The 22,421-nt window shown below is 70.9% G+C and carries 20 protein-coding genes, 1 tRNA gene and 3 pseudogenes; 11 read left to right on the top strand and 13 right to left on the bottom strand.

Features of this window, described 5'->3' with window-relative positions; translation table 11 throughout:
• Nucleotides 1-170 precede the first annotated feature (170 nt).
• The 3 genes from pfkB to AB0924_RS10995 all read right to left on the bottom strand — a co-directional run bounded on the left by pfkB (nt 171) and on the right by AB0924_RS10995 (nt 3,611).
• On the bottom strand, nt 171-1,118 hold the full coding sequence (gene pfkB / locus AB0924_RS10985; RefSeq protein ID WP_358928635.1) for a 1-phosphofructokinase: 948 nt from the start codon (nt 1,116-1,118) through the stop codon (nt 171-173).
• The gene (locus AB0924_RS10990) at nt 1,115-1,876 is read right to left on the bottom strand and encodes a DeoR/GlpR family DNA-binding transcription regulator (protein WP_358928633.1); all 762 of its coding nucleotides are present in this window, start codon (nt 1,874-1,876) and stop codon (nt 1,115-1,117) included. Before AB0924_RS10990 ends, pfkB begins: the two co-directional genes overlap by 4 nt.
• Before the next feature lie 211 nt (nt 1,877-2,087).
• Nucleotides 2,088-3,611, bottom strand: coding sequence for an MFS transporter (locus tag AB0924_RS10995; RefSeq protein WP_358928631.1), 1,524 nt, complete (start codon nt 3,609-3,611; stop codon nt 2,088-2,090).
• A 62-nt stretch (nt 3,612-3,673) separates the two neighbouring features.
• Here AB0924_RS10995 and AB0924_RS11000 point away from each other — a divergent pair, with 62 nt between their 5' ends.
• Nucleotides 3,674-4,648, top strand: a complete 975-nt coding sequence (locus AB0924_RS11000; RefSeq protein ID WP_366911190.1) for a YafY family protein — start codon at nt 3,674-3,676, stop codon at nt 4,646-4,648.
• 102 nt (nt 4,649-4,750) lie between these two features.
• Here AB0924_RS11000 and AB0924_RS11005 read toward each other — a convergent pair whose 3' ends face one another.
• Together AB0924_RS11005 and AB0924_RS11010 are read right to left on the bottom strand one after the other, a co-directional pair.
• The gene (locus tag AB0924_RS11005) at nt 4,751-5,458 is read right to left on the bottom strand and encodes a TetR family transcriptional regulator (RefSeq protein ID WP_366911226.1); all 708 of its coding nucleotides are present in this window, start codon (nt 5,456-5,458) and stop codon (nt 4,751-4,753) included.
• A gap of 473 nt (nt 5,459-5,931) precedes the next feature.
• Nucleotides 5,932-6,930 (bottom strand): sigma-70 family RNA polymerase sigma factor, encoded by a 999-nt coding sequence (locus AB0924_RS11010; RefSeq protein ID WP_358928627.1) that lies wholly within the window; start codon nt 6,928-6,930, stop codon nt 5,932-5,934.
• Nucleotides 6,931-7,136: 206 nt separating this feature from the next.
• Here AB0924_RS11010 and AB0924_RS11015 point away from each other — a divergent pair, with 206 nt between their 5' ends.
• Nucleotides 7,137-7,673, top strand: a complete 537-nt coding sequence (locus AB0924_RS11015) for an N-acetyltransferase family protein (protein ID WP_358928625.1) — start codon at nt 7,137-7,139, stop codon at nt 7,671-7,673.
• Nucleotides 7,674-7,692: 19 nt separating this feature from the next.
• Here AB0924_RS11015 and AB0924_RS11020 read toward each other — a convergent pair whose 3' ends face one another.
• The gene (locus AB0924_RS11020; RefSeq protein WP_366911191.1) at nt 7,693-8,505 is read right to left on the bottom strand and encodes a class III extradiol ring-cleavage dioxygenase; all 813 of its coding nucleotides are present in this window, start codon (nt 8,503-8,505) and stop codon (nt 7,693-7,695) included.
• A 135-nt stretch (nt 8,506-8,640) separates the two neighbouring features.
• On the opposite strand from AB0924_RS11020, the gene AB0924_RS11025 reads away from it, so the two are divergent.
• A complete protein-coding gene (locus AB0924_RS11025; protein ID WP_359548420.1) occupies nt 8,641-9,150 on the top strand; it encodes a MarR family transcriptional regulator in 510 nt (169 codons plus the stop codon).
• A gap of 40 nt (nt 9,151-9,190) precedes the next feature.
• Here the strand turns inward: AB0924_RS11025 and AB0924_RS11030 are convergent, their stop codons facing one another.
• Both AB0924_RS11030 and AB0924_RS11035 read right to left on the bottom strand, forming a co-directional pair.
• Nucleotides 9,191-10,729, bottom strand: coding sequence for an MFS transporter (locus tag AB0924_RS11030; protein ID WP_358928618.1), 1,539 nt, complete (start codon nt 10,727-10,729; stop codon nt 9,191-9,193).
• A 229-nt stretch (nt 10,730-10,958) separates the two neighbouring features.
• Nucleotides 10,959-11,603 carry a TetR/AcrR family transcriptional regulator gene (locus AB0924_RS11035; protein WP_358928616.1) on the bottom strand — a complete coding sequence of 215 codons (645 nt, stop codon included), beginning with the start codon at nt 11,601-11,603 and terminating at the stop codon, nt 10,959-10,961.
• Nucleotides 11,604-11,862: 259 nt separating this feature from the next.
• On the opposite strand from AB0924_RS11035, the gene AB0924_RS11040 reads away from it, so the two are divergent.
• The 5 genes from AB0924_RS11040 to AB0924_RS11060 all read left to right on the top strand — a co-directional run bounded on the left by AB0924_RS11040 (nt 11,863) and on the right by AB0924_RS11060 (nt 16,950).
• Nucleotides 11,863-13,140: a M6 family metalloprotease domain-containing protein gene (locus AB0924_RS11040; protein ID WP_358928614.1), complete on the top strand. Its 1,278-nt coding sequence runs from the start codon at nt 11,863-11,865 to the stop codon at nt 13,138-13,140.
• A 79-nt stretch (nt 13,141-13,219) separates the two neighbouring features.
• Complete coding sequence (locus AB0924_RS11045) at nt 13,220-14,851, top strand: IclR family transcriptional regulator C-terminal domain-containing protein (RefSeq protein WP_358928612.1); 1,632 nt, start codon at nt 13,220-13,222, stop codon at nt 14,849-14,851.
• Nucleotides 14,852-14,896: 45 nt separating this feature from the next.
• Nucleotides 14,897-14,969: transfer RNA gene (locus AB0924_RS11050), tRNA-Arg, on the top strand.
• A 545-nt stretch (nt 14,970-15,514) separates the two neighbouring features.
• The gene (locus AB0924_RS11055; RefSeq protein WP_358928610.1) at nt 15,515-16,012 is read left to right on the top strand and encodes a hypothetical protein; all 498 of its coding nucleotides are present in this window, start codon (nt 15,515-15,517) and stop codon (nt 16,010-16,012) included.
• A 395-nt stretch (nt 16,013-16,407) separates the two neighbouring features.
• Nucleotides 16,408-16,950 (top strand): DUF6882 domain-containing protein, encoded by a 543-nt coding sequence (locus AB0924_RS11060; protein WP_358928608.1) that lies wholly within the window; start codon nt 16,408-16,410, stop codon nt 16,948-16,950.
• A gap of 332 nt (nt 16,951-17,282) precedes the next feature.
• Here the strand turns inward: AB0924_RS11060 and AB0924_RS11065 are convergent.
• Nucleotides 17,283-17,376: pseudogene (locus AB0924_RS11065) on the bottom strand (oxidoreductase); the annotation flags it as partial.
• Nucleotides 17,377-17,635: 259 nt separating this feature from the next.
• Nucleotides 17,636-18,043, bottom strand: a complete 408-nt coding sequence (locus tag AB0924_RS11070) for a DUF5958 family protein (protein WP_358928606.1) — start codon at nt 18,041-18,043, stop codon at nt 17,636-17,638.
• Nucleotides 18,044-18,297: 254 nt separating this feature from the next.
• Here AB0924_RS11070 and AB0924_RS11075 point away from each other — a divergent pair, with 254 nt between their 5' ends.
• Nucleotides 18,298-19,071: a calcium-binding protein gene (locus AB0924_RS11075; protein ID WP_358928604.1), complete on the top strand. Its 774-nt coding sequence runs from the start codon at nt 18,298-18,300 to the stop codon at nt 19,069-19,071.
• Between the two features lie 191 nt (nt 19,072-19,262).
• Here the strand turns inward: AB0924_RS11075 and AB0924_RS11080 are convergent, their stop codons facing one another.
• A complete protein-coding gene (locus AB0924_RS11080; protein WP_358928602.1) occupies nt 19,263-20,333 on the bottom strand; it encodes an NADH:flavin oxidoreductase/NADH oxidase in 1,071 nt (356 codons plus the stop codon).
• Between the two features lie 300 nt (nt 20,334-20,633).
• A pseudogene (locus AB0924_RS11085) lies at nt 20,634-20,861 on the bottom strand (hypothetical protein); the annotation flags it as partial.
• A 4-nt stretch (nt 20,862-20,865) separates the two neighbouring features.
• Between AB0924_RS11085 and AB0924_RS11090 the strand changes: the two are divergent.
• A pseudogene (locus AB0924_RS11090) lies at nt 20,866-21,099 on the top strand (heavy metal translocating P-type ATPase); the annotation flags it as partial.
• 206 nt (nt 21,100-21,305) lie between these two features.
• On the opposite strand, the gene AB0924_RS11095 reads toward AB0924_RS11090, so the two are convergent.
• Nucleotides 21,306-21,767, bottom strand: a complete 462-nt coding sequence (locus AB0924_RS11095) for a hypothetical protein (RefSeq protein WP_358928599.1) — start codon at nt 21,765-21,767, stop codon at nt 21,306-21,308.
• Nucleotides 21,768-22,139: 372 nt separating this feature from the next.
• Between AB0924_RS11095 and AB0924_RS11100 the strand changes: the two genes are divergently transcribed.
• Nucleotides 22,140-22,421, top strand: a 282-nt coding sequence (locus AB0924_RS11100; RefSeq protein ID WP_366911192.1) for a helix-turn-helix transcriptional regulator, incomplete at its 3' end; no start/stop codon positions are given.

Below are 22,421 nucleotides of genomic sequence, written 5' to 3' on the forward strand. Positions count from 1 at the left end.
GCGGGCTCCGGAGTGGGGGGAACCGGGGCCGGGTGGTTCCTGCCTCCCAGGGCCGGTCGCGACGGGCGCCGGGGCGCCGCGCCGTTCGGGCTCGGGCGGGGCGGGGGTGTCCGGGCGGGTGGGCCGTGGGCTGCCGCCCAGGTGCCGCCCGCCGGGGCGGATACCGGACGTCATGACACCGGCTCCCTGAGTTCGCGGTCGACGGGGATGTCGGCCGTGACGGTGACCGCCGCGGGGTCCAGATCGGCGGGTCCGGGCATCACGCTGCCCGGGAGCTGCACGGCGGCGGCGCCGTGGGCGACGGCGGAGGCGAGGGCCCGGGGGCCGCTGCCGCCGGCGATCAGGAAACCGGCGAGAGAGGAGTCACCGGCTCCCACGTTGCTGCGGACGGTGCCCACCGGCGCGCTGCCGAACCAGGCGCCCGTGCCGTCCACCAGTAGCTGCCCGTCGGCGCCCAGGCTCGCGAGCACGGCACCCGCGCCCATTCCGCGCAGTTCCTCGGCGGCCTTCAGGGCGTCGCCGACGGTCGCCAGGGGGCGTGCGACGGCTTCCGCGAGCTCCTCGGCGTTGGGCTTCACCACGTCGGGCCGGGCGCGCAGCGCCTCCTGCAGCGCACGCCCCGAGGTGTCCAGTGCGATGCGGGCGCCCCCGGCGTGCGCCCGGCTGACGACATCCGCGTACCAGGAGGGCGCGAGGCCCCGGGGCAGGCTGCCGCAGCACGCGATCCAGTCGGCGTCGCGCGACTGCTCGCGGACGGTGTCCAGGAGCAGTTCCTGCTCGGCGGGCGACAGGTCCGGGCCCGGTGCGTTGATCTTCGTCAGCACCCCGTCCGCCTCCGCCAGCGCGATGTTGGAACGGGTGGCCCCGGCGACCGGGACCGGCGCGACCTCGATGCCCTGGGCGTCGAGCAGCTCGGCGACCAGTGCGCCCGGCGCACCGCCCAGGGGCAGGACGGCGACCGTGCGCCGTCCGGCGGCCGCCACGGCGCGCGAGACGTTCACACCCTTGCCGCCGGGGTCCATGCGCTCACCGGTGGCTCGGATGACCTCGCCGCGCTCCAGGGAGGGGACCTCGTAGGTGCGGTCGAGGGACGGGTTGGGGGTGACGGTGAGGATCATGCGCGCACCACTTCCGTGCCGCCGCGCTCGATGACGGCGGCGTCTTCTTGGCTCAGCCCGCTGTCGGTGATCAGCAGGTCCACGTCGCTCAGGCCGCCGAAGCGGGCGAAGTGCTCCTGGCCGTGCTTGGCGGAGTCGGCGAGGAGGACCACGCGGCGCGCGGCGGCGACGGCCGCGCGCTTGACGGCGGCCTCGGCGAGGTCGGGGGTGGTCAGGCCGTGCTCGGCGGAGAAGCCGTTGGCGGCGACGAACAGGACGTCCGCGCGGATCTCGCCGTACGCGCGCAGCGCCCAGGCGTCCACGGCGGCCCGCGTACGGTGTCGTACCCGCCCGCCGATCAGGTGGAGCTGGATGCCGGGGTGGTCGGCGAGGCGGGCGGCGATGGGGAGGCTGTGCGTGACGACGGTGAGGGCGGACTCCAGCGGGATCGCCGCGGCCAGCCGTGCCACCGTCGTGCCGGCGTCGAGGATCAGCGTGCCCCCGGCGGGCAGCTCGGCGAGGGCCGCCTTGGCGATGCGGTCCTTCTCGTCGGCGGCGGTCGACTCGCGCTCGGTCAGGTCCGGCTCGAAGTCGAGGCGGCCGACGGGGATGGCTCCGCCGTGCACCCGGCGGACCAGGCCGGCCCGGTCGAGGGCCTTCAGGTCGCGGCGGATCGTCTCCGCCGTCACCTGGAACTCCTCGGCCAGCGACAGCACGTCCACCCGGCCGCCGTCGCGGGCGAGGCGGAGGATCTCCTGCTGTCGCTCCGGTGCGTACATGCCCGTTTGCCTCCACTTCGTGCCCGAATGTGTGGTTTCACTGCGAGGCTACGCCCAGGATTCCGGAAAGTAAACAAGTTCGGGCGTCAAATGGGCACGAACGGACTTCCGGATCTGTCCGTGCGGAGACGGGGAAGGCCGGCCGAGGGGCCGGGCACGGCAACGGGCCCGGCACCTGCTCGGTGCCGGGCCCGTCCCTCGTCGCCCCCGCTCAGGCCACCAGCTCGGGCTCCTTCTCCGCCGCCGGGGCGTCGGCGGTGGCCCCCTCCACATGCTGCGCCGGACGCTTCGGCAGGGCGGACATCAGCAGGAAGATCGCACCCAGGATCCCGGCGACCCACCACAGGGCGTGCTCGAAGCCGTTCACGAAGGCGGGGCCCACCTGGGCGGGGGTGAGCCGGTCGCCGATCACCCCGAAGAAGACGACCGAGACCAGGCCGAGGCCGAGCGCGTTGCCCATCTGCTGCACGGTGTTGATCAGACCGGAGGCCGACCCGGCGTGCTCGCGCGGCACCTCCGAGAGCACCGCGTCGGTCAGCGGGGCGACGATCAGGCCCATGCCCGCGCCCATCACGACCAGCGGCAGCGCCATCTGCCAGGAGGCGATGGAGAGGCCGAAGCGGTGCGACTCCCAGATGTAGAGGAGCACGCCCGCCGCCATGACCAGCGCACCCGCCCGCAGCACCTTCCGGCCGAACCGCGGGACCAGCTTCTGCACCGACATCCCCGCCGCCGTGGACACCGCGAGCGAGAACGGCACCCCGGTCAGGCCCGCCCGCAGCGGGCTCCAGCCCAGGCCCCTCTGCATGTACAGCGTCCAGACCAGGAAGAAGATGCCGAGCGCGACACCGAAGACCGTCTGTACGGCGATGCCGGCGGCGAAGCTCTTCACCCGGAACAAGGACAGCTCGATCAGCGGCGAGCCGTCGCGGGCCGCCTTGCGCCGCTCGTGGGCCACCAGCGCCGCGAAGACACCGAGCGCGCCAGCCATGCACACGTAGCCCCACAGCGGCCAGCCCAGCTCACGGCCACGGGTCAGCGGGTAGAGCAGCATCAGCAGGCCGAGCGTCACCAGGGAGACACCGACGAGGTCCAGCTTCAACGCCTTCGGCGCCCGGGACTCGGTGATGAAGCGGCGGCCCAGGAACAGGGCGACGACGCCGACCGGCAGGTTGATCAGGAAGATCGGCCGCCACTGGAGTCCGAACAGGTTCCACTCGGTCAGCAGGGCGCCGAGCAGCGGGCCGGAGACCGCGCCGAGGCCGACGATCGCGCCGAACAGGCCGAAGACCTTTCCGCGCTCATGGGCGGGGAAGGTGGCGTGCACGATCGACAGGACCTGCGGCACCATCAGGGCCGCCATACCGCCCTGGAGGATGCGCGAGGCGACCAGCATCTCCGGGCCGGCGGCGAAGCCGCACAGGGCGGAGGCCAGGGTGAAGCCGCCGATGCCGAGGAGGAACAGCCGCCGGCGGCCGTGGATGTCACCGAGCCGGCCGCCGGTGATCAGGCCCGCCGCGAAGGCCAGCGCGTAACCCGCCGTTATCCACTGGATCTGGCCGAGCGAGGCGCCCGCGTCCTCCTGGATCGAGGGGATCGCGATGTTGACGATCGTGACGTCGACGAGGTCCATGAAGGCCGCCGTCATCACGATCGCGAGCGCGAACCAGCGGCGGCGGTCGGCCGGCGGGGCCGGGTCCTGCCGGGCACTGAGGGTGTGTTCCGTGGAGGTCATGCGCCCAGGCTAGAACCGCAATAGGTCAGATCGTGTCCTAGATCTGCGGCATCCTGATCAGCATGACGACGGACACCCCGGCCCGGCTCCTCCAGCTCCTGTCCCTCCTGCAGACACCGCGCGAGTGGCCGGGCGGCGAACTGTCCGAACGGCTCGGCGTCTCCCGCCGCACCGTGCGGCGCGACATCGACCGGCTGCGGGAGCTGGGCTATCCGGTCCAGGCCACCAAGGGCTCCGACGGCGGGTACCGGCTGGTCGCGGGGAAGGCCATGCCGCCGCTGGTGCTGGACGACGAGGAGGCGGTGGCGATCGCGGTCGGGCTGCGGGCCGGGGCCGGGCACGCGGTGGAGGGGGTGGACGAGGCTTCGGTGCGGGCGCTGGCGAAGCTGGAGCAGGTGCTGCCGGCCCGGCTGCGCCACCGGGTGTCCACGCTGCAGGCCGCGACGACGCCGCTGACCAGTGGAGACGGGGCGAGCATCGCACCGGAGACGCTGACCGTGATGGCGTCGACGGTGGCGGGGCGGGAGCGGCTGCGGTTCGCCTACCGGGACAAGGAGGGCGGTGAGTCGCGGCGGCTGACGGAGCCGCACCGGCTGGTCTCGACGGGCCGGCGGTGGTACCTCGTCGCGTACGACCTGGGGCGCGAGGACTGGCGGACGTTCCGGGTGGACCGGGTGCGGGAGCCCTTCGCGACCGGAGTGCGGTTCGCTCCGCGGGAGTTGCCGGAGGGGGATGCGGCGGAGTATCTGCGGCGGTCGATCCGGCGGCGGGGGCAGGACACGTACGCGTTCGAGGTGCGGTTCGCCGGGGCGGTGGAGGAGGTGGCCCCGCGGGTGCCGGAGTGGATCGGGGTGCCGGAGGCGGATGGCGGCGGGGGGTGCGTGCTGCGGGGGACGAGTGGGGAGCCGGTGGAGTGGCTGGCTGTGCGGCTGGCGATGGTGGGGTGCGAGTTCGCGGTTCAGGGACCGGATGAACTCGTCTCGTGCGTACGGGAGTTGGGCGGACGGTTGAGCCGGGCGGGGGCGGGGGGAGGGTAGGGGGGTCCTGGGGGCGGGGGGCGTTGCGCTGCCCGCGGTTGCGGGATACCTGCGGTTGCGGGGTGCCCCGCTTACGGGCGGGATCGTTGGCCGCGGAACCGGTCAGGAATCGGACGGCGAATGGGGCGCCGGCCAGGCGTAGTTCTCCAGGGCCGTCAGGTTCTGCAGGGCCAGGGTCGCGGGGCCGTCCGGGCCGGTGGGCGGGGAGGTGGTGGTGGCCCAGGACTCGACGGCCACGCGGATCGCCGCTCCGGCCACCGCCGCCGTGAGACGGAGGTGCGGCGGGATCGCCGGCGGCCGGGCGACGTCGCCCTCGGCGGAATCCGCGCGATCCGAGCGATCCGAGCGATCCGAGCGATCCGCGGAATCGTCCGCATCGGCGGGACCGTACGGATCCGGGGCGTCCACGGGCGACAGCCGTTCCGCCAGGGTTGCCGCGAGCGCGCCCTCGGACGTCCGGCAGACCTCCGCCCACACCTTCCCGAGGGCGGGGCTCGCGTCGGCCAGGCGGATCAGGGTGCGCACCCATTCCCAGGAGGCCGCCGAGACGCCCACGCCTGGGCTGAGAGTGTGCTCGACCGCATGCCGGAGGGCCTCCGGTACGGAGAGTCCGGGCGGGGCTTCGCGGACCGCCTGGATGCAGAGTTCCGCGCCCGCCGCGTACAGCGGCGCCACCGCCTCTTCCTTGGAGGCGAAGTAGCGGTAGAAGGTGCGCGGGGCGATCCCCGCGGCCTGGGCGATGTCCTCCGCGCGTGTGGCGCGCAGGCCCCGGCGCACGAAGAGCGCGGCCGCCGCGCGGGCGATCTCCATGCGGGTCTCGGCCTTGCGGCGTTCGGTCAGGGACATCGGGGCGGTGGCGGAAACAGGCTGGTGGGCGGTGTTGCCGGTGGTGCTGGGGGTGCTCACCTCGGCAGGCTATGCCGGTGTGGCAGAATCTGCCATTCGAGCGGGCCACCCCGGGGTTCAGGTACGGGGTGGCCCGCCGTGCCGGCATGAGGCCGGGCCCCGGCGCCTGGGGGGGTAGGCGCCGGGGCCCGGCTCTGGAACGTTCCGACGCGGGGGGGGTGGCGTCGGAACGTGGCTCACTCAGCGAGTACGTGGTCAGTGCTCGCCGTGCGACCTGTGGGGGTGGGTGCTACGGCTGGGAGTGCGGCCCCGTGGTGCAAGTCCAACTCCTGGGCCCGCAATGGTTTTTCCCTCGGGCCCCGGAGTTGAAGCGACGGTACCGCGCCATGTTTGCGCCGTCTTTCGCCACCGGATGTGCGCGGTCGCACGCCGGCCGGTCAGGCCGCCGCGTCGAACCCTGTGCCACGGGCGAGCTTCTTCAGTTCGAGCAGCGCGTGCTTCTCGATCTGCCGGATGCGTTCGCGGGTCAGGCCGTGCTCCTTGCCGACCTCGGTCAGCGTGCGCTCGCGGCCGTCCTCGATGCCGTACCGCATCTTGATGATGGAGGCCGTGCGCTGGTCCAGACGGCCGATCAGGTCGTCCAGTTCCTCGCTGCGCAGGAGCGTGAGGACCGACTGCTCCGGGGAGACCGCCGAGGTGTCCTCCAGCAGGTCGCCGAACTGGGTCTCGCCCTCGTCGTCCACCGGCATGTTCAGGGAGACCGGGTCACGGGACCAGTCGAGCACGTCGGTCACACGCTCCGGCGTCGAGCCCAGCTCGGCGGCGATCTCCGCGGGCTCCGGCTCGCGCCCGTGCTCGCGGTTGAACTCGCGCTGGACACGGCGGATACGGCCCAGCTCCTCCACCAGGTGGACGGGGAGCCGGATCGTGCGGGACTGGTCGGCTATCGAGCGGGTGATGGCCTGGCGGATCCACCAGGTGGCGTACGTCGAGAACTTGAAGCCCTTGCGGTAGTCGAACTTCTCGACGGCGCGCACCAGACCGGCGTTGCCCTCCTGGATCAGGTCCAGCAGCGGCAGGCCGCTGCGCGGGTAGCGCCGGGCCACCGCCACGACCAGGCGGAGGTTGGAGCGGATGAAGACGTCCTTGGCCCGCTCACCGGCGTCGACCAGGGCCTGCAGCTCCTCGGAGGTGGCGTCCGACTTCGACTCCTCCTCGCCGTCGAGGACCTGCCGCGCGAACACACCCGCCTCGATGGTCTGGGACAGCTCGACCTCCTTGGCGGCGTCGAGCAGCGGTGTACGCGCGATCTCGTCGAGGTACATGCCGACCAGGTCGCGATCGGCAATCTCGCCGGCGTGGGCGCGAACACTGCCTGCCGAGTCGGCCGTCTCGCCAGTGGCGGACTTACGACGGGCGACGGCACGGGTTGCCATGCGTGCTCCCTTGCGATGGTGGGCTGGCGGGTGGTCCTTCGAACGCTCGGCATCGAACGGATTCGTCTCGCGGATCTGACTCCTTGGGACTCTCCTCGAGTGCCCGCATCCGTGGGAAACAACGACTGGAATCCGGACAGAATTCCCAACCCGACCCTCGATTTTTCTGATCATGCAGTACCCTGTCGGCCACACGGGGAGGCGCAATGTCGTCGACACACACAGAGGTGCAGGTCAGGCCGGGGATCGAGGGGGATCTCGATGCCCTCACGGAGATCTACAACCACTATGTGCGTGAGACGGCGATCACATTCGACACGGCCATCTTCAGCGCGGAAGAACGCCGCCCTTGGCTGCTCTCCCACCCGGAAGACGGCCCGTACCGCCTGATGGTTGCCACGGCGGCGGACTCACAGCGGATTCTGGGGTACGCCACATCCAGCCCTTACCGCGCGAAGCCCGCGTACTCCACCTCCGTGGAGACCACCGTGTACGTCGCCCCGGGGGCCGGCCGCCGCGGCGTCGGCAGCCTGCTCTACGGCGCCCTCTTCGAGGCGCTGGCCGGTGAGGACCTGCACCGCGCCTACGCGGGCATCGCGCAGCCGAACGAGGCCTCGCGGCGCCTGCACGCCCGTTTCGGCTTCCGGCACGTCGGCACCTACCGGGAGGTGGGCCGCAAGTTCGGCCGCTACTGGGACGTGGCCTGGTACGAGAAGGACCTCGGGCGGGCCCCCCTCGAATAGGCACCCCTCGCCCCCGCTCTCACCCGAACTGCAGCGACCGCTTCGCCAGTCCCATCCAGAACCCGTCGATCACCGACTTCTGCGCGTCGAGTTCGCCGCCCGCCTCGGCCGCGCCCATGGTCACGAAGAGCGGGGCGAAGTGCTCGGTGCGCGGATGGGCGTAGCGCCCGGCCGGGGCCTTCTTGAGGAAGTCCAGCAGGATGTCCCAGTCGCGGGCCTCCAGGGCCCGGCGGCCCCAGTCGTCGAACTCGGCGGACCAGGTCGGCACGCCGGCCCCGGTGTGCCGCAGGGCGGCGAGGTTGTGGGTGAAGAAGCCGGAGCCGACGATCAGCACGCCCTCGTCGCGCAGCGGGGCGAGCCTGCGGCCGATGTCCATCAGCCGGACCGGGTCGAGGGTCGGCATGGAGATCTGCAGGACGGGGATGTCGGCGCCCGGGAACATCTCGACGAGCGGCACGTAGGCACCGTGGTCGAGGCCGCGGTCGGGCATGTCCTGGACCGGGATGCCGGGGGCGCGCAGCAGTTTGCGGACGGATTCGGCCAGCTCGGGCGCGCCGGGGGCGGCGTACCGGACCCGGTAGTAGTGCTCGGGGAAACCCCAGAAGTCGTAGACGAGGGGGACGGTCTCGACGGCGCCCAGGGCGAGCGGGGCCTCCTCCCAGTGGGCGGAGACCATGAGGATCGCCCTGGGGCGCGGCAGCCCGGCCGACCAGGCGGCGAGCTGGCCCGGCCAGACGGGGTCGTCGGCGAGCGGCGGGGCGCCGTGGCTGAGGTAGAGGGCGGGCATGCGCTCCCGCCCGGCAGCGGACGTCTCCTGCGGTGCGGCGGACATGACGGCGACTCCTGGCACTCGGTCCCTGTGAGACGCACCCTTCAAGGCGAAGGTGCTTTAAGTCTCAAGCTTTCCGGCTACAGCGTACGCCCGACTTGTTCAAGTTTCAAGGAGATGCCTCGTACAGTGGGACACATGAACACGGCAACGGACTCCGCCGGCCGGCACCGCTGGCTCACCGACGAGGAGCAGCGCGTCTGGCGCGCCTATCTGCACGCCACCACCCTGCTCGAGGACCACCTCGACCGGCAGCTCCAGCGTGACGCGGGCATGCCGCACATCTACTACGGCCTCCTCGTCGGCCTCGCCGAGGCACCGCGCCGCCGGCTGCGGATGACCGAGCTGGCGATGAAGTCGAAGATCACGCGCTCCCGGCTGTCCCACGCGATAGCCCGGCTGGAGAAGAACGGCTGGGTCCGCCGCGAGGACTGCCCCTCCGACAAGCGAGGTCAGTTCGCGGTGCTCACCGACGAGGGCGCCGAGGTGCTGGGCCGCACCGCGCCGGGCCACGTGGCCGCCGTACGCCAGGCGCTGTTCGAGCGGCTGACCCCGGAGCAGCAGAAGGCCCTCGGCGAGATCATGGAGATCGTCGCCGAGGGCCTCCAGCCCAACGAAGCGGGTGCGGACCTTCCCTGGCTCCGCTAAATCACCGTGCGGGGCGCCCGGTGGGGCACCGTACGGCCGGTCAGTGGGCCACCACCGGCACCGGCACCTCGTCCTCGACGCCCTCGCCGGAGGCGACCGGGGTGGAGCCCGGGCGGCCGGCGTTGACGAAGGTGAAGGCGATCAGCGCGGCGAGGGCCAGGATGCCGACGGCGAAGCCGATCGCCGTGCTGTAGCCGTGCACCATGCCCTGCAGGCCCACGAGCTGCTGCTGCGGCTTGGTGGCCGCACCGGCGATGTGGTCCTTGATATACGAGGTCTTCGCGGACGCGGCGACGGTGTTCAGCAGGGCGGTGCCGATCGCGCCGCCCACCTGCTGCGAGGTGTTGACCATCGCGGAGGCGACACCGGCGTCCCGGGGCTCGACACCCGAGGTGGCCAGGGACATGGCCGGCATGAACGCCGTACCCATGCCGAGGCCGAGCAGCACCATCGCGGGCAGCAGCAGCGTCGCGTACGACGAGCCGATCTCCATCTGCGTCAGCAGCAGCATGCCGAACCCGGCGACCAGGAAGCCGGGGCCCATCAGCAGCCGGGCCGGGACGCGGGTCATCAGCCGGGTGCCGATCTGGGTGGACCCGGTGATCATGCCCGCCACCATCGGCAGGAACGCGAAACCGGTCTTGACCGGCGAGTAGCCCTTCACGACCTGCAGGTAGTAGGTCAGGAAGAGGAACAGGCCGAACATGCCGATGATCGCGAGGCCGAGGGAGAGGTAGATGCCACCGCGGTTGCGGTCGGTGACCACGCGCAGCGGCAGCAGCGGGGCCTTGACCCGGGACTCGACCAGCACGAAGGCGAGGAGCAGCACCGCGGACGCGACGAACATCGCGACGGTCACGGTGTCGCCCCAGCCGTCGGACTCGGCGCGGGTGAAGCCGTAGACGAGCGCGAACAGGCCGAGGCTGGACAGGATCACGCCGGGGATGTCGAGCGGGGAGCGGTTGCGGCCGCCCTCCGGCTCACGGATGACGAACCAGGCTCCGAGCGCGGCCACGACGGCGAACGGGACGTTCACGAAGAAGGTCCAGCGCCAGTCCAGGTACTCGGTGAGGAAGCCGCCGAGGATGAGGCCGACGGCGCCGCCGCCACCGGCGATCGCACCGTAGATGCCGAACGCCTTGGCGCGCTCCTTGGCGTCGGTGAACATCACGGCGAGCAGGGACAGCGCGGCCGGGGCGAGCAGCGCGCCGAAGACACCCTGCAGCGCGCGGGCGCCGAACATCATCGTTCCGGTGGTGGCGGCGCCGCCGAGCGCGGAGGCGGCGGCGAAGCCGCCCAGGCCCAGCACGAAGGCGCGCTTGCGGCCCCACAGGTCGGCGACACGGCCGCCGAAGAGCAGCAGACCGCCGAAGGCGAGGGCGTAGGCGGTGACGACCCACTGCCGGTTGCCGTCGGATATGCCGAGGTCGGTCTGGGCGGAGGGCAGCGCGATGTTCACGATGGTGGCGTCGAGGACGACCATCAGCTGGGCGAGCGCGATGAAGACGAGCGCTTTCCAGCGGTTGGCGTCACCGCTCGGTGCGGTGGCGCCGGGAGCCTTGAGGGCTGTTTCGGACATGGAGGTACCCACTTCGGGACTTCGTGACGGAAAAAGACGTAGGTATCGGACGGCGCGTCGGCGGCGACGGCCGGAAGCTGGGTTTCCGGCGCGGTGCGGCCGGCGGCGCCAGGCCCTCTGGGTGGTGTGAGTGCTAAGAGTGCTGCGAGTGCTGTGGGTCAGGACCGGCGCACGGCCCCGAACTGATCGGTCGAACTGCTCGTTCGGGCTGATCGGTCAGGCTGATCGGTCAGGCTTTGCGGAGGTCCTCCATGGTCACGGCCGTACCCGGCAGGACGGAGCGGCCCGGAGCCCGCAGACCGTCCAGGAACAGCTGAAGATGACGGTGTGCGAAGCGGTCGACGCTGCAGCAGTCCGTGCCGGCCGGCGGCCGGCTGAGCTGGGCGACGGCGACCATGAGGTCACCGACACCCACGTCGGTGCGGAGCAGCCCGGCCCCCTTGGCCCGGTCCATGAGGTCCTCGACGATGCGCTCGACGCGCTCCCGGGCGGCCTCCAGATCGGGGTGGTGCTGGTCGAACGTGCTGGTGACCATCGGGCACAGGGCGCTGATCCGCTCGTCCGCGGCGGCGTGCACGAAGCGCTCCAGCGCCTCGAACGCGTCGCCGCCCTCGGACAGCGCCTGTTCGGCCACCCGTACGGTCCGGTCGAGGACCGAGCAGACGACCTCGCGGACGAGGGCGTCGCGGTCCGGGAAGTTGCGGTACACCGTGGCATTGCCGACACCGGCCCGGCGGGCGATCTCGTCGAACGGCACGTCCGGGCCGTGCTCGACGAACATCTCCCGGGCGGCGGTGACGATCCGCTCCCGGTTGCGCAGGGCGTCGGCGCGGGGCCGGGACACCTTGCGCGGTGCGGGGAGGGAGGTCTGCACGGCGTACTCCTTGTCTGGGTGGTTCTGGCGATCCGGGGACTGGGTCCCCGTTTCGCGCGGACACAGGTCTAAACGGGGAACGCGTCCCCGGTTATTTCCCCCTCTCGAAAAACTTCCCCGTGACCTGGCTCACACCTGTGCCCACCGGGATTCCCACGATCGGCTGCCCCAGCGCGCGCCCCCCGCCCCGCCGACCCAGGGTGATCACAAGGGTGCAGTCGTCGGACCCGCCGGCTGCCGTGGAGCGGGAGGTCCATGCATGCAGCCGCCGTCGCCACGCCGCCGCATACGCCCGCGCCGTGCGGCCGCCCTGGCCTCGGTGACCGTCCTGACCTTCGCGGCCAGCACCTCGGCCGGAACCGGGCAGCTGTCGGCGTCCTCCACCGCCGGGCCGACAGGCCTGGTCCGCTCCTCCGCCCTCTCCCCCTGCATGATCCGCGGCGGCATGGACGTGCAGATGACGGAAGGCGTCCCCACCCCGGTCGGCTACTCCCGCTCCACCGGCACGGTCCGCGCCCTGACCCTGATGATCGACTTCTCCGACGCCCCCGGGCAGGGCAGCGCCCAGGACCGCTTCCACGAGTTCTTCCCGCAGACCCAGGAATGGTTCCGCACGGCGTCCTACGGCCGGCTCGACTACCGCCCGGAAACCCCGATATCCGGCTGGCTGCGCATGCCGAAACCGTTCAAGGCCTACGGCATAGAGCGCGGCGCGCCCTTCGACCCCGGCTACCGCCAGCTCGTGCAGGACATGGTGGCCGCCGCCGACCCCGACGTGGACTTCCGCTCTTACGACCTGCTGAACGTGCTGGTCACCCCCAACGCCGGCCCCTCCGCCCTGGACACGGTGCTGTCCGTGACCTTCGCCGGCAACTCCGACGCCCCGGTCGCCGACGGCGTCGTCGTCGGCAACGCGTCCTTCGTCTACTCCCGCCAGGACGACGGCTCCGGTTCCTACGGCCGCACCGGCTACCGGGTACTCCCGCACGAGAACGGCCACACCTTCGGGCTGCCCGACCTCTACACCCAGGAGGGCGGCTCGGCGGTGGGCCACTGGGACATCATGAGCGAGGACTGGGGGGTCAACAACGACCTCCTCGGCTGGCACAAGTGGAAACTGGGCTGGCTGGACGGCACCCAGGTCGGCTGCGCGGCCCGCCCCGGCCGCACCGACTACACCCTGACGCCGCTGTACCGGCCGGGCGGCGGAAAGCTGGTCCTCATACCGATAGACGGGCGCAGCGCCTACGCCCTGGAGCTGCGCGCGCCGGGGGGCAACGACGAGGCGGTGTGCGAGCCGGGCATCCTCATATACAAGGTCGACGCCACCGTGGACACCGGGCGCGGCCCGATAACGGTCTACGACGCCCACCGCCACAGCGGCGGCTGCACCCGCAGCCCCAACGTCCAGGCAGAACTCTCCGACGCCCCCTTCACCACCGGCGAGTCCTTCAAGGACCCGGGCCACGGGATCACGGTCGAGATGAGCGCGACGGGGAACGACGGGGAGTTCAAGGTACGGGTCACTCGACGGTAGCGGGGTGGGCGCCGCGCCGGGCGGTCTACCGTAGGCGTTCCCGCAGCACACCGCCGTACCGGACCGGAGAACCGACCCGATGCCCCCGAGAACCGCCCTGGACCAGGATGCCGTGCCCGGCCCGCCGGCCGAGGCGGTCGCGCCACTGATGCGCGGGATCGCCGTGCTGCGGCAACTGACCGAGGCGGGCGGGACGCTCAGCCCGAGCGCGCTGGAACGGGCCACCGGGCTCGCCCGGTCCACGGTCGACCGGATCACCGCCACCCTGGCCCGCATGGGATACGTCCGCCACGACGGCCGGGACGTCGTTCTCACCCCCCGGGTGATGGAGCTGGGCAACGCCTACCTGGCCGCGCTGCGCCTGCCCGCCCTGCTCGACGCCCGCGCGGACGCCCTCGCCGACGAACTGGACGAGTCGGTGTCGCTCGCGGTCGCCGACCTCGACGGCGTCCGCTTCATCCACCAGGCGACCCGCCGCCGCGCGATGTCGGTGAGCTTCCGCATCGGCGACCTGCTCCCGGCCGAACGCACCGCACCTGGAGCGCTGTTCGCGGCAGAGTGGGACGAAGCGGAGTGGGCGCGCTGGCAGACCCGGCTGTCCGGCGACCCGTCGAACGTGTCCTTCCCTGCGGTACCCCCTCAACCCAGCTCCCCCTCCCCCGACTTGGCGGACTTCGAGGCGAGAGCAGCACAGGCCCGCCGGAACGGCTGGGCGCTGGACGACCAGTTGATCGAGCCGGGCCTGGTGGCGGTGTCCGTGCCGGTGCGGGACCCGGCGACCGGCCGGGTGGCGTGCGTGGCGAGCGTGGTCAGCCACACCAGCCGGCACACGGCGGACGCCCTGCGCACCACCCTGCTGCCCCGCCTGCGCATGGCGGTGGCGGCCATGGAGGCCGACCTGCGCCAGGCGCCCCCGCCGGAGCCCGGCCCGCCGCCCTCGGGCCTGGCGACCTGGACCACGGCGTCCAAGCACGAACTGGGCCGCGAGTTCATCGAGTCCCTGGCCCGGGGCCTGTCCGTGCTGACCGCGTTCGGCGAGGGCCGCTCGGCGCTGCCGCTGACCGAGGTGGCCCGGGCGACCGGCCTGGCCCGGGCCACGGCCCGGCGGGCGCTGATCACCTACGAGCACCTGGGCCTGGTGACCACCGGACCCGACCCCCGTACCTTCACCCTCACCCCGCGCGTCCTGGACCTGGGCTTCCCGCCGCTGTCCCGCACCACACTCCCCCGCCTCGCCACGCCCCACCTCAGGGCCCTCGCCGACCGGCTCCACGAGCCGACCGCGCTGGCGGTCCTGGCACCCGGCACGAATACGGGTACGGAGATCCAGTACACGGCCGGCGCGGGCGCGAGCCGGGTACTGACCGTGGACATCGCGGTCGGCGCACGCCTCCCGGCCACCGGAACCTCCCTGGGCCGCGTCCTGCTCGCCGACGCCGAAGGCCCCCTGCCCCCCGCCCTCGCCGAGATCCGCGCCCAGGGCTATGCCCTGGCCGACGAGGAGCTGGAATCAGGGCTGCGCTCCATCGCCGTGCCGGTACGCGACCGGACCGGCCGGGCGGTCGCCGCGGTGAACGTGGCCACGCACGCGGCCCGCCGCACCCTCCAGGACTGCGTGACGGACCTGCTCCCCGCCCTCCGCGCCACCGCCGACCACATCCAGACAGACCTCCACACCGCCGCTCGCTTCACCCACGTCCCCCGGTCCTGATCCACCGCCCCGCCCTGATCCGGTACCCTGTGGACCGAGTACAGCGCCTTCGTAGCTCAGGGGATAGAGCACCGCTCTCCTAAAGCGGGTGTCGCAGGTTCGAATCCTGCCGGGGGCACACGATGAAGGGCCAGTTCCGAGGGGTGATCCTCTCGGAACTGGCCCTTTGCTGTGATCACGGCCGTGCCACACGCGTGCCACACGGCCAAGCAAGTGCACGCCCTATGTGGCACGGTCGGCGGATCTGGGCCTCTCAGCAGACCCGAGTTACGGGTTTCTCTACCTCATCGAGTCGATCACCACATAGAGCGGCCCGCGGTCAAGGCGATGCCTCCGGCGGGGGATCGGTCGGCACCGGGAGGGAGGGGGCGCCGCCGCCGACTGCGGGTCCGTAGTGGCTTGCGCGGGGTGCTCCCATCCCGTACGCCATCGACCCAGGCAGAGCCCGAGCAGACGCGGCCCATGGCGTCCAGGTCGTTCGTACAGTGGCGCGCTCCACCTGGACGCCATGAACCACGCCCGCTCCACGGTGTGTGGGTCGACGGCGGACGGGATAGGAGCTGGGGAGAGTGTGGGTTGAGGCGATCTGTCAGTGGCAGGGCTCGCGGGTCTCTTGGCGGCGAGAGAGAGGCGTTGTCAGCAGCGGCTCATAGCATCTGGCTCATGGGATTCTTTGGATCTTTCGTGGTGGCCCGGTGCGACGGGCCCTTGGCAGAGCTTCCTGCGATGCGGCAGGCAGGCGGTGACCTGTCCTGGTCGGCTCAAGACGGTGCCTGGCAGATCGTGCAACTCCACGGTGGTGGTAGACCCGCCGACTCGATCGTGCAGGAGACGCAGGCTCCCGTGCTCGTCGCCCATGTGTTTGACAGTGATGTGGCGGCCGTGGAGGCAGCTAGCCCGAAGGGGCCGAGGTGGGACTGCGTGCTGTCGCCGCAGATGGCGCGCGATTCTTATGGCGCTCCGGAGCAGTTGCTGAAACGGAACGAGGAGGCCGCCCCCCTCGCAGCCGACTGGGCGAGAGAGGCTGGCCGTGAACCGGATACTGATGCGGTGGCTGCGGTGCTCGCCGCCGAGGCGGACCCATTCGCGGAAGACCTGGTACGAGAGTTGATGAGCGCTTTGGGATTCCGTTTTGAGAGTGGTACAGGTTCGGCCGACTGAGTTAGCGGCCGGTAGTGCGATCCACCTGGACGTCAGGATTCACGCCTCCTGCTCCACGGTGCGTGGAGCGACGGCAGACGGGCTTGATCACTGTGCTCCTGCTCGTGCGGTCAGAGGCCTACTACACCTCGACCTCTCAACGGTCAAGCAGTCCGCTGGTGTCTGACACCAACGCCTGACACCAACAACCCCGGACGGGCGTGGATTCGGCGCGGGCCCTTACGCTCGCTAAACCGCCTCACTGTCGGCGAGCGCCTGCATCAACGGTCCGGGATGATCGACCTGATAAGGATGAAGCCAGAGTGCAAAATCGGTGGCGCCGGCCTCGGTAGACGGACGACACCGCCCAGGCTCCGCCGACCTCAGCGCCAGGGGCGTCTGGCAGACTCCGCGGCATGGGCATATTCAAGCGCGCCAATAAGGCGGAGAGTGCTGCTCGGACAGGGGAACGAGCAGACCTAAGTGTGCTCGTTCTGCAGGGCGAGGACATGATCGAACAACTCGGTCGTGCCCACATGTCCTGGGGCCTGGGCTCGGCGGATCGCTGGGACCTGGACCAGACAACCGGCGTCATCACCTGGACTTTCCCTGACAAGACCGCGACTGCGCCTGCGCAGATCCTCGGCAGCTTCAGTCCAGGGTCAGGCTCGTGGCTGTGGGCCTGGGCCAACCAGAGCATCCTCCCCGACATGAGCCGCGACTCCCGCAGCTTTTGCGACTGGGCGGAAGCCAACGGCCATCCTGCGCTGGCCCAGCCCAAGGTCAACGTCGACGAACAGGGCGCTTCGACCCTCGTGGCCCTCGCTGTCCGGATCACCAGGGCGATCGGCTATTACAAGGGTCCGGGAGGCAACTCCTCAGCGATCATCACGTTCGGGCCGGTAACCTTGACCAAGGCCGATGGCAGCGTCTCAACCTTCCATATCACCATCAACTAGCGCCGGGGTAGTGCCAACCGCGAGCGGCTCCGTGACGAGCGCACATGGCCTCAGCGACCGCCCCGCCTGTAGTTCGCATCGAGGGGGCCGCAGGGCGTGCCACTTCCGTGCCAGAACGGACGGGGACTCACGGGAATTCGAGGTTCACCGGGGCGCGTACCACCCTGCGCCGCCCAAGGCAGGGATTCCCAGGTCACGATGGTGCCCCCCAACCTCGCTCCTTCAAAGCGGGTGTCGCAGGTTCGAAACCTGCCGGGGGCACCAGTCAGAAGGCCACCTACCGATCTTGGTAGGTGGGCTTTGACATCCAGCTTTGACATCAACGGGGGCGGTCACTGACGCCCAGGGCGCCTCCGCAGCAGCCATGGCCTCGCGCTGGGTGTCCTGCACGACGTGCGTGTAGACATCCATGGTGATGCTGATCTGGACCTGATCACCGCCGTCCGGCGGGGGTGGACCCCCTCGGCCGTCTTGCTCAGGTTGGCTCAGGCGTTGGGGCGCTTGCCGTGATTGGCCTTCTTCTTCTTACGGCCGCGTCGCTTGTTACCTCGTTTAGCCACGGTGCACATCTCCCTAATTCAGGCCTTTCTATGCCTTGGCCAGTCTAGATTCGGCCCGGAATGTCCGCATCAGCGGTGCCGCGGGCGCGGCGCACGTAGACCGGCCCTCCGCCGTCCCGGAGCAATCACGGGCTTCTGTCGAACGCACGTCGAACCGGGGTTGCGTCCCGTGGTGGATCCGGCAGGTTGTGCCACCCGTGGCCACATCCCCCAGCGCAGTACAGCGACCGCCTGCGGGTGTCCGCAATACTGAAGAGGGCGACGAGCAGGCGGAAGGACTTGTTGAGTTCGTAGGCCGGAAGTGCTTCCATCCCGAAGCGCCACTTCGTCAGCATCACCGCCGGCGCATGGGTGGGGCGGATGCCGGAACGCGCGATGCTCTCCGGCACGTCCTCCTCGCAGGCGCGGGCCTGCCCGCAGAACAGCACCAGTGCGTGCAGGACCTTGCGTTGGTCATCCTCTGAGAGGCCCTCGAACCACTCAACGCCCTCGGCCACCGGTCTACGCCCCTGTGCGAGTTCGTTCAGGATCACCTCGTGTGCGTACAACACCGACTTCCACCCCCATGGTTCAGACCGCCGGTACGCGCACGGGCCACCCGTGAGCAGCACGGTTTCTCGTGCCTTGAGGGCAGTCCGGTTTTCCGCGATGTCGGTCCCGCTGGTGTGATGACGGACGTGCAGGTGGACAATCAGCCAAGTTGGCGTGAACGCAGTACGCTCCCGCTATCTATCGTGGTGCCTGCGGCGGGGGCTCGATCGGCAGGCCTGATTTTCCTGGGGACTACATGCGCTCAATCGCCATAGGTGCCGCTCTGTCCGGCGCCCTGGCACTCGCCGTCGCCAGCGCTCCAACGGCTCAGGCCGACGAGTCGTGGGGCGGCGACACTACGATCACCAGCGTCACGGTCAACGGTGGCAAGCCCATCGTGGTCGGCATCTCCAACACGGTCACCTTCTCGGCTTCGGTGACCGCCACCGATCCGGACGGCATCGAAACGGCCCGCGTGTTCGTCTGGCACGGCGGCCCCAAGGAAGAAGACACGGACATGACGGTGCCGTTCGGCCGTCCTACGTGCACAGCCGTCGACGCCGCGACGAAGACCTGCGTCGTCCCCTTCACCCTCAACCCCCGCGACCTGCAGAAGAACTCTTGGGCCGGGCAGTGGAAGGTCGGCGTCGACGCCTTCGACAAGGGCAACGGCGGCATCTCCCTGGATGCCTACAAGTACACCAACATCCAGCGCTACTCGAAGCTCAGCGTCAACGCTTCGCCGGAGCCGGTCGCCAAGGGCAAGACCATCACCGTCACCGGCAAACTGACCCGCGCCAACTGGGAGACCCACGACTACCGTGGCTACACCAATCAGCCGGTCAAGCTGCAGTTCCGCAAAGCGGGAACAGACACCTACACGACGGTCAAGACCGTGTACACCAACAGCACCGGCAACCTGAAGACCACCGCGACAGCTGCCGGCGACGGCTACTGGCGCTACTACTTCTCCGGCACCAGCACGACCGCGACGGTCAAGAGCGCCGGGGACTACGTAGACGTGCGGTAGACAGAGGGGCACGCACTGATCATCACCCGCGCACAGGTTGGACCGCAGCCAGGTTGGACCGCAGCCACGCAGGCGCGGGATCGAAGTCCTGAAGCGGGTGTCGCAGATTCGAATCCTGCCAGGGGCACAGAGAAGGATCAGCAACCTCCTTGGCTTGTGCCGGATTCCCGGGTGCTCGGGCGACGACGGCCTCAGCGATGACGTGGGCGGCCACGCTGGTACTGCTTCGGCCACGGGACGTCGTCACCGAGGACGTGGGCCGCGCGGAGCGGCCAGGTCGGGTTGCGCAGCAGTTCGCGCGCGAGCATGATCGCGTCGGCCGAGCGGTCCACGAGGATCTGGTCGGCCTGCTCCGGTGCGGTGATCAGGCCGACCGCGGAGACGGGCAGGGCCGCGCCCTCGCGGACGGCTCGGGCGAAGGGCACCTGGTAGCCGGGCTCCACTTCGATACGGGCGTTGTGGACGAGCCCGCCGCTGGTGATGTCCACCAGATCGACGCCGTGGGCCACCAGATGCCGCGACAGCTCGACCGTCTCCTCCGGGGTCCAGCCTCCGTCGGCCCAGTCCGTGGCCGAGAAGCGTACGAACAGCGGGTGGTCCTCCGGCCACTGCGCCCGTACGGCGTCGGTGACCTGGACGAGGAAACGGCTGCGCCCGTCGAGATCGCCTCCGTACTCGTCGCTGCGGTGGTTGGACAGCGGTGACAGGAACTGGTGCAGCAGATAGCCGTGCGCGGCGTGGATCTCCAGGACCTCGAAGCCGGCGGACAGCGCCCGCGCGGCGGCCTCGCCGAAGGCCCGGACCAGAGCGCGGATGTCGTCCGCGCCGAGCTCCCGTGGGGCCGGCCAGTCGCCGAACGGCAGCGGCGACGGTGCCACCGTCTGCCATCCTCCGGCCTCCGGTTCGACGTACACGTCACCCTCCCAGGGCGGTGCCGTCGACGCCTTGCGGCCGGCATGGGAGATCTGGATGCCGGCAATGGCTCCCCGCCCGTGGACGAAGTCGGTAATCCGCTTGTACGCGGCGGCCTGGCCGTCATCCCAGATGCCGGCGTCGGAAGGGGTGATCCGGCCCTCAGGTTCCACTGCCGTGGCCTCCTGCATGACCAGGCCGGACCCGCCGCGTGCCAGGGAGCCGAGATGGACCAGATGCCAGTCCTGCGGATAGCCGTCGACCGAGCTGTACTGGCACATGGGGGCCACCCAGGCCCGGTTCGGGAAGGTCGTGCCGCGGAGGGTGAGCGGCGAGAAGAGACGGCTCATAGGAGGCCTCGCAGGAGGGATGTGGGACGACGGGTGCCCCGCAGCCGTCGAGCCGTGACGGCCTGGGTTCCTGCGGGGGCGCCCCTCACAGTGGATGCACCCGAGTACCCGGCCGCTCGTGGCACACACACCATCGGCCAGGCCGCGCGCACCCGCGCGGATGTCCCGGCACGTGGCGGTACCGGGCCGTGGTCCAGGTGAGGCGGAGCGTGGGAACGCTGGGCCTCTCCCCCGACTACGTCCCCTTCCAGCACGGCAGCACGAGCGGGTACGGAAAAATCGCGCTCCCGTCGGAAGCGGTTACGCCTGTCCGGAGCCAAGGGCGGTTTCCGCGTCCCGGCCGCCCCAACTGTCGGGGGTGCGCCACAGGACGTGAACGCCGAAGACGCCGTACAAGGTGTCGGCCGACCAGTCCTCGGCGGGCGGTTCGGAGAGCACCAGGTAGAGGCGGTCGGCAGGAGCGGGCAGGGTGTGGTTGGTCTCCAGGAGGCGGGTGGCTCCCGAGCGGAGGTCGGCGTAGGTGGAGCGAGCGGGCGAGGTGGTTCCGGTCGACGGCCGCGTGGAAACCGTCACCGCCGTCCTCGACGAGTCAGTCCTCACCGGCGAGCCACTGCAGGTCGAGCGCGCGCGGGGCGAGAAGGTGCGCAGCGGTGTGGTGAACGCCGGAGGCGCCTTCGAACTGCGCGCCACTGCCACCGAGCAGGACAGCACCTACGCGGGGATCGTGCGGCTGGCCCGGCAGGCCGGAGCCGAGTCGGCGCCCGTCCAGGATGACGATGCCGGTCACGGCCAGGACCTCGCCGGTGCCCTCGGCACGGTCACGCACCACAAGGGCCCGACAGCGGGCGTGCGCGGCCAGATGGACCGCCCTCGAACCCAGCATCAGCCCCGGAACGGCCGGTGCGCGGAGGTGACTTGGCCTTCGGGCAGCGACCGTTCCGGATTCTCGCGCTGCGGCTGCGGGGCGAGTGACTACTTGCGGGCCGCGCCCTTCGCGCTGATGTGGAAGATCCTGTGGCTGTCGCGGGTCATGTCGACGACCAGCTTGGTGGTGGTGCCGCTGCCCCAGGTGAGGGTGACGACGGCCTCCGTGCGGTTGCGGGTGGTGCCGTTGTCGGTGACCTTCCAGGCGAGCGGGACGTTCTGGGCGCGCAGGACGCCGTCGGCGTGCTCGCGGTCCTCCCAGGCCGCCAGCTTCCGCTGGAAGGCGGGCGTGAGGTAGTGGTTGCGCAGGGCCTGACCGAGGTTGCCGCGGTCCTCGTCGATCACCGCGTCGATGTAGGTGCCGTAGAAGTCGGCGATGCGGGTGATGTCGTCGGACGTCTTGCCGCTGACGCTGCGCGGGGCGCCGGCGGAGGCCTGGGCGGTGGCGCCGAGGCCGAGGGCGGCGGCGAGGACGCCGGCGGTCAGTACGGTGCGGGTCTTGCTCATCATGTGTGTTCCTCTGTTTCCGAGTCGTGCCGGATCGCGCCGAAGGGCGCTGTCGGTGGTCGATGGGCCGCCCTCCCCACCCCCGTGACGGAGGGCGGCCCTGGTCAGGTGGCCGGTGGAGCGAGGAGCGGGCCGGCTCGGGCGCGCCTGGGCATGGGTGTCCCCCGTGGACGAGTGCATGGATGTCGTGCGCCGCCCGCCGCCGGCTGGTCGGTCCGGCCCTGGTCGGTGCGACACCAGGAGCATCGGCCGTCACGGCGGCCCGGTGCAACGCTGGACGCCCATCCGGCGGCGGTGGAACCATCCCAGCCCGTCTGACGTGCAGGTATATGGGCCGCCTGGGATGCGGGGATACGCGGTGGGACGGGGGGAACGGTGTCGACCGGGGACGACGTCGAGCGGTTCGCGGCGCTGCTGCGCCGACTGAAGGACCGCACGGACCGGAGCTACGGCTCTCTGGCCCGGCGCCTCAACATGAACACCTCCACGCTGCACCGGTACTGCGCGGGCGACGCCGTCCCGCAGGACTACGCCCCGGTGGAGCGCCTGGCCGCCTTCTGCGGGGCGAGACCGGAGGAACGTCTGGAACTGCACCGCCTGTGGCTGCTCGCGGTGACGGCACGACAGCGGCCGAGGGCGGGCGGGGCCCCGGTGGAG

It is taken from the genome of Streptomyces sp. NPDC047869, assembly GCF_040704065.1.
Lineage (GTDB): Bacteria > Actinomycetota > Actinomycetes > Streptomycetales > Streptomycetaceae > Streptomyces.

Coding starts and splice junctions, on each gene's coding strand:
- pfkB (WP_358928635.1), bottom strand. CDS start 1,118: ATGATCCTCACCGTCACCCCCAACCCGTCCCTCGACCGCACCTACGAG.
- AB0924_RS10990 (WP_358928633.1), bottom strand. CDS start 1,876: ATGTACGCACCGGAGCGACAGCAGGAGATCCTCCGCCTCGCCCGCGAC.
- AB0924_RS10995 (WP_358928631.1), bottom strand. CDS start 3,611: ATGACCTCCACGGAACACACCCTCAGTGCCCGGCAGGACCCGGCCCCG.
- AB0924_RS11000 (WP_366911190.1), top strand. CDS start 3,674: ATGACGACGGACACCCCGGCCCGGCTCCTCCAGCTCCTGTCCCTCCTG.
- AB0924_RS11005 (WP_366911226.1), bottom strand. CDS start 5,458: ATGGAGATCGCCCGCGCGGCGGCCGCGCTCTTCGTGCGCCGGGGCCTG.
- AB0924_RS11010 (WP_358928627.1), bottom strand. CDS start 6,930: ATGGCAACCCGTGCCGTCGCCCGTCGTAAGTCCGCCACTGGCGAGACG.
- AB0924_RS11015 (WP_358928625.1), top strand. CDS start 7,137: ATGTCGTCGACACACACAGAGGTGCAGGTCAGGCCGGGGATCGAGGGG.
- AB0924_RS11020 (WP_366911191.1), bottom strand. CDS start 8,505: ATGTCCGCCGCACCGCAGGAGACGTCCGCTGCCGGGCGGGAGCGCATG.
- AB0924_RS11025 (WP_359548420.1), top strand. CDS start 8,641: ATGAACACGGCAACGGACTCCGCCGGCCGGCACCGCTGGCTCACCGAC.
- AB0924_RS11030 (WP_358928618.1), bottom strand. CDS start 10,729: ATGTCCGAAACAGCCCTCAAGGCTCCCGGCGCCACCGCACCGAGCGGT.
- AB0924_RS11040 (WP_358928614.1), top strand. CDS start 11,863: ATGCAGCCGCCGTCGCCACGCCGCCGCATACGCCCGCGCCGTGCGGCC.
- AB0924_RS11045 (WP_358928612.1), top strand. CDS start 13,220: ATGCCCCCGAGAACCGCCCTGGACCAGGATGCCGTGCCCGGCCCGCCG.
- AB0924_RS11055 (WP_358928610.1), top strand. CDS start 15,515: ATGGGATTCTTTGGATCTTTCGTGGTGGCCCGGTGCGACGGGCCCTTG.
- AB0924_RS11060 (WP_358928608.1), top strand. CDS start 16,408: ATGGGCATATTCAAGCGCGCCAATAAGGCGGAGAGTGCTGCTCGGACA.
- AB0924_RS11075 (WP_358928604.1), top strand. CDS start 18,298: ATGCGCTCAATCGCCATAGGTGCCGCTCTGTCCGGCGCCCTGGCACTC.
- AB0924_RS11080 (WP_358928602.1), bottom strand. CDS start 20,333: ATGAGCCGTCTCTTCTCGCCGCTCACCCTCCGCGGCACGACCTTCCCG.
- AB0924_RS11095 (WP_358928599.1), bottom strand. CDS start 21,767: ATGATGAGCAAGACCCGCACCGTACTGACCGCCGGCGTCCTCGCCGCC.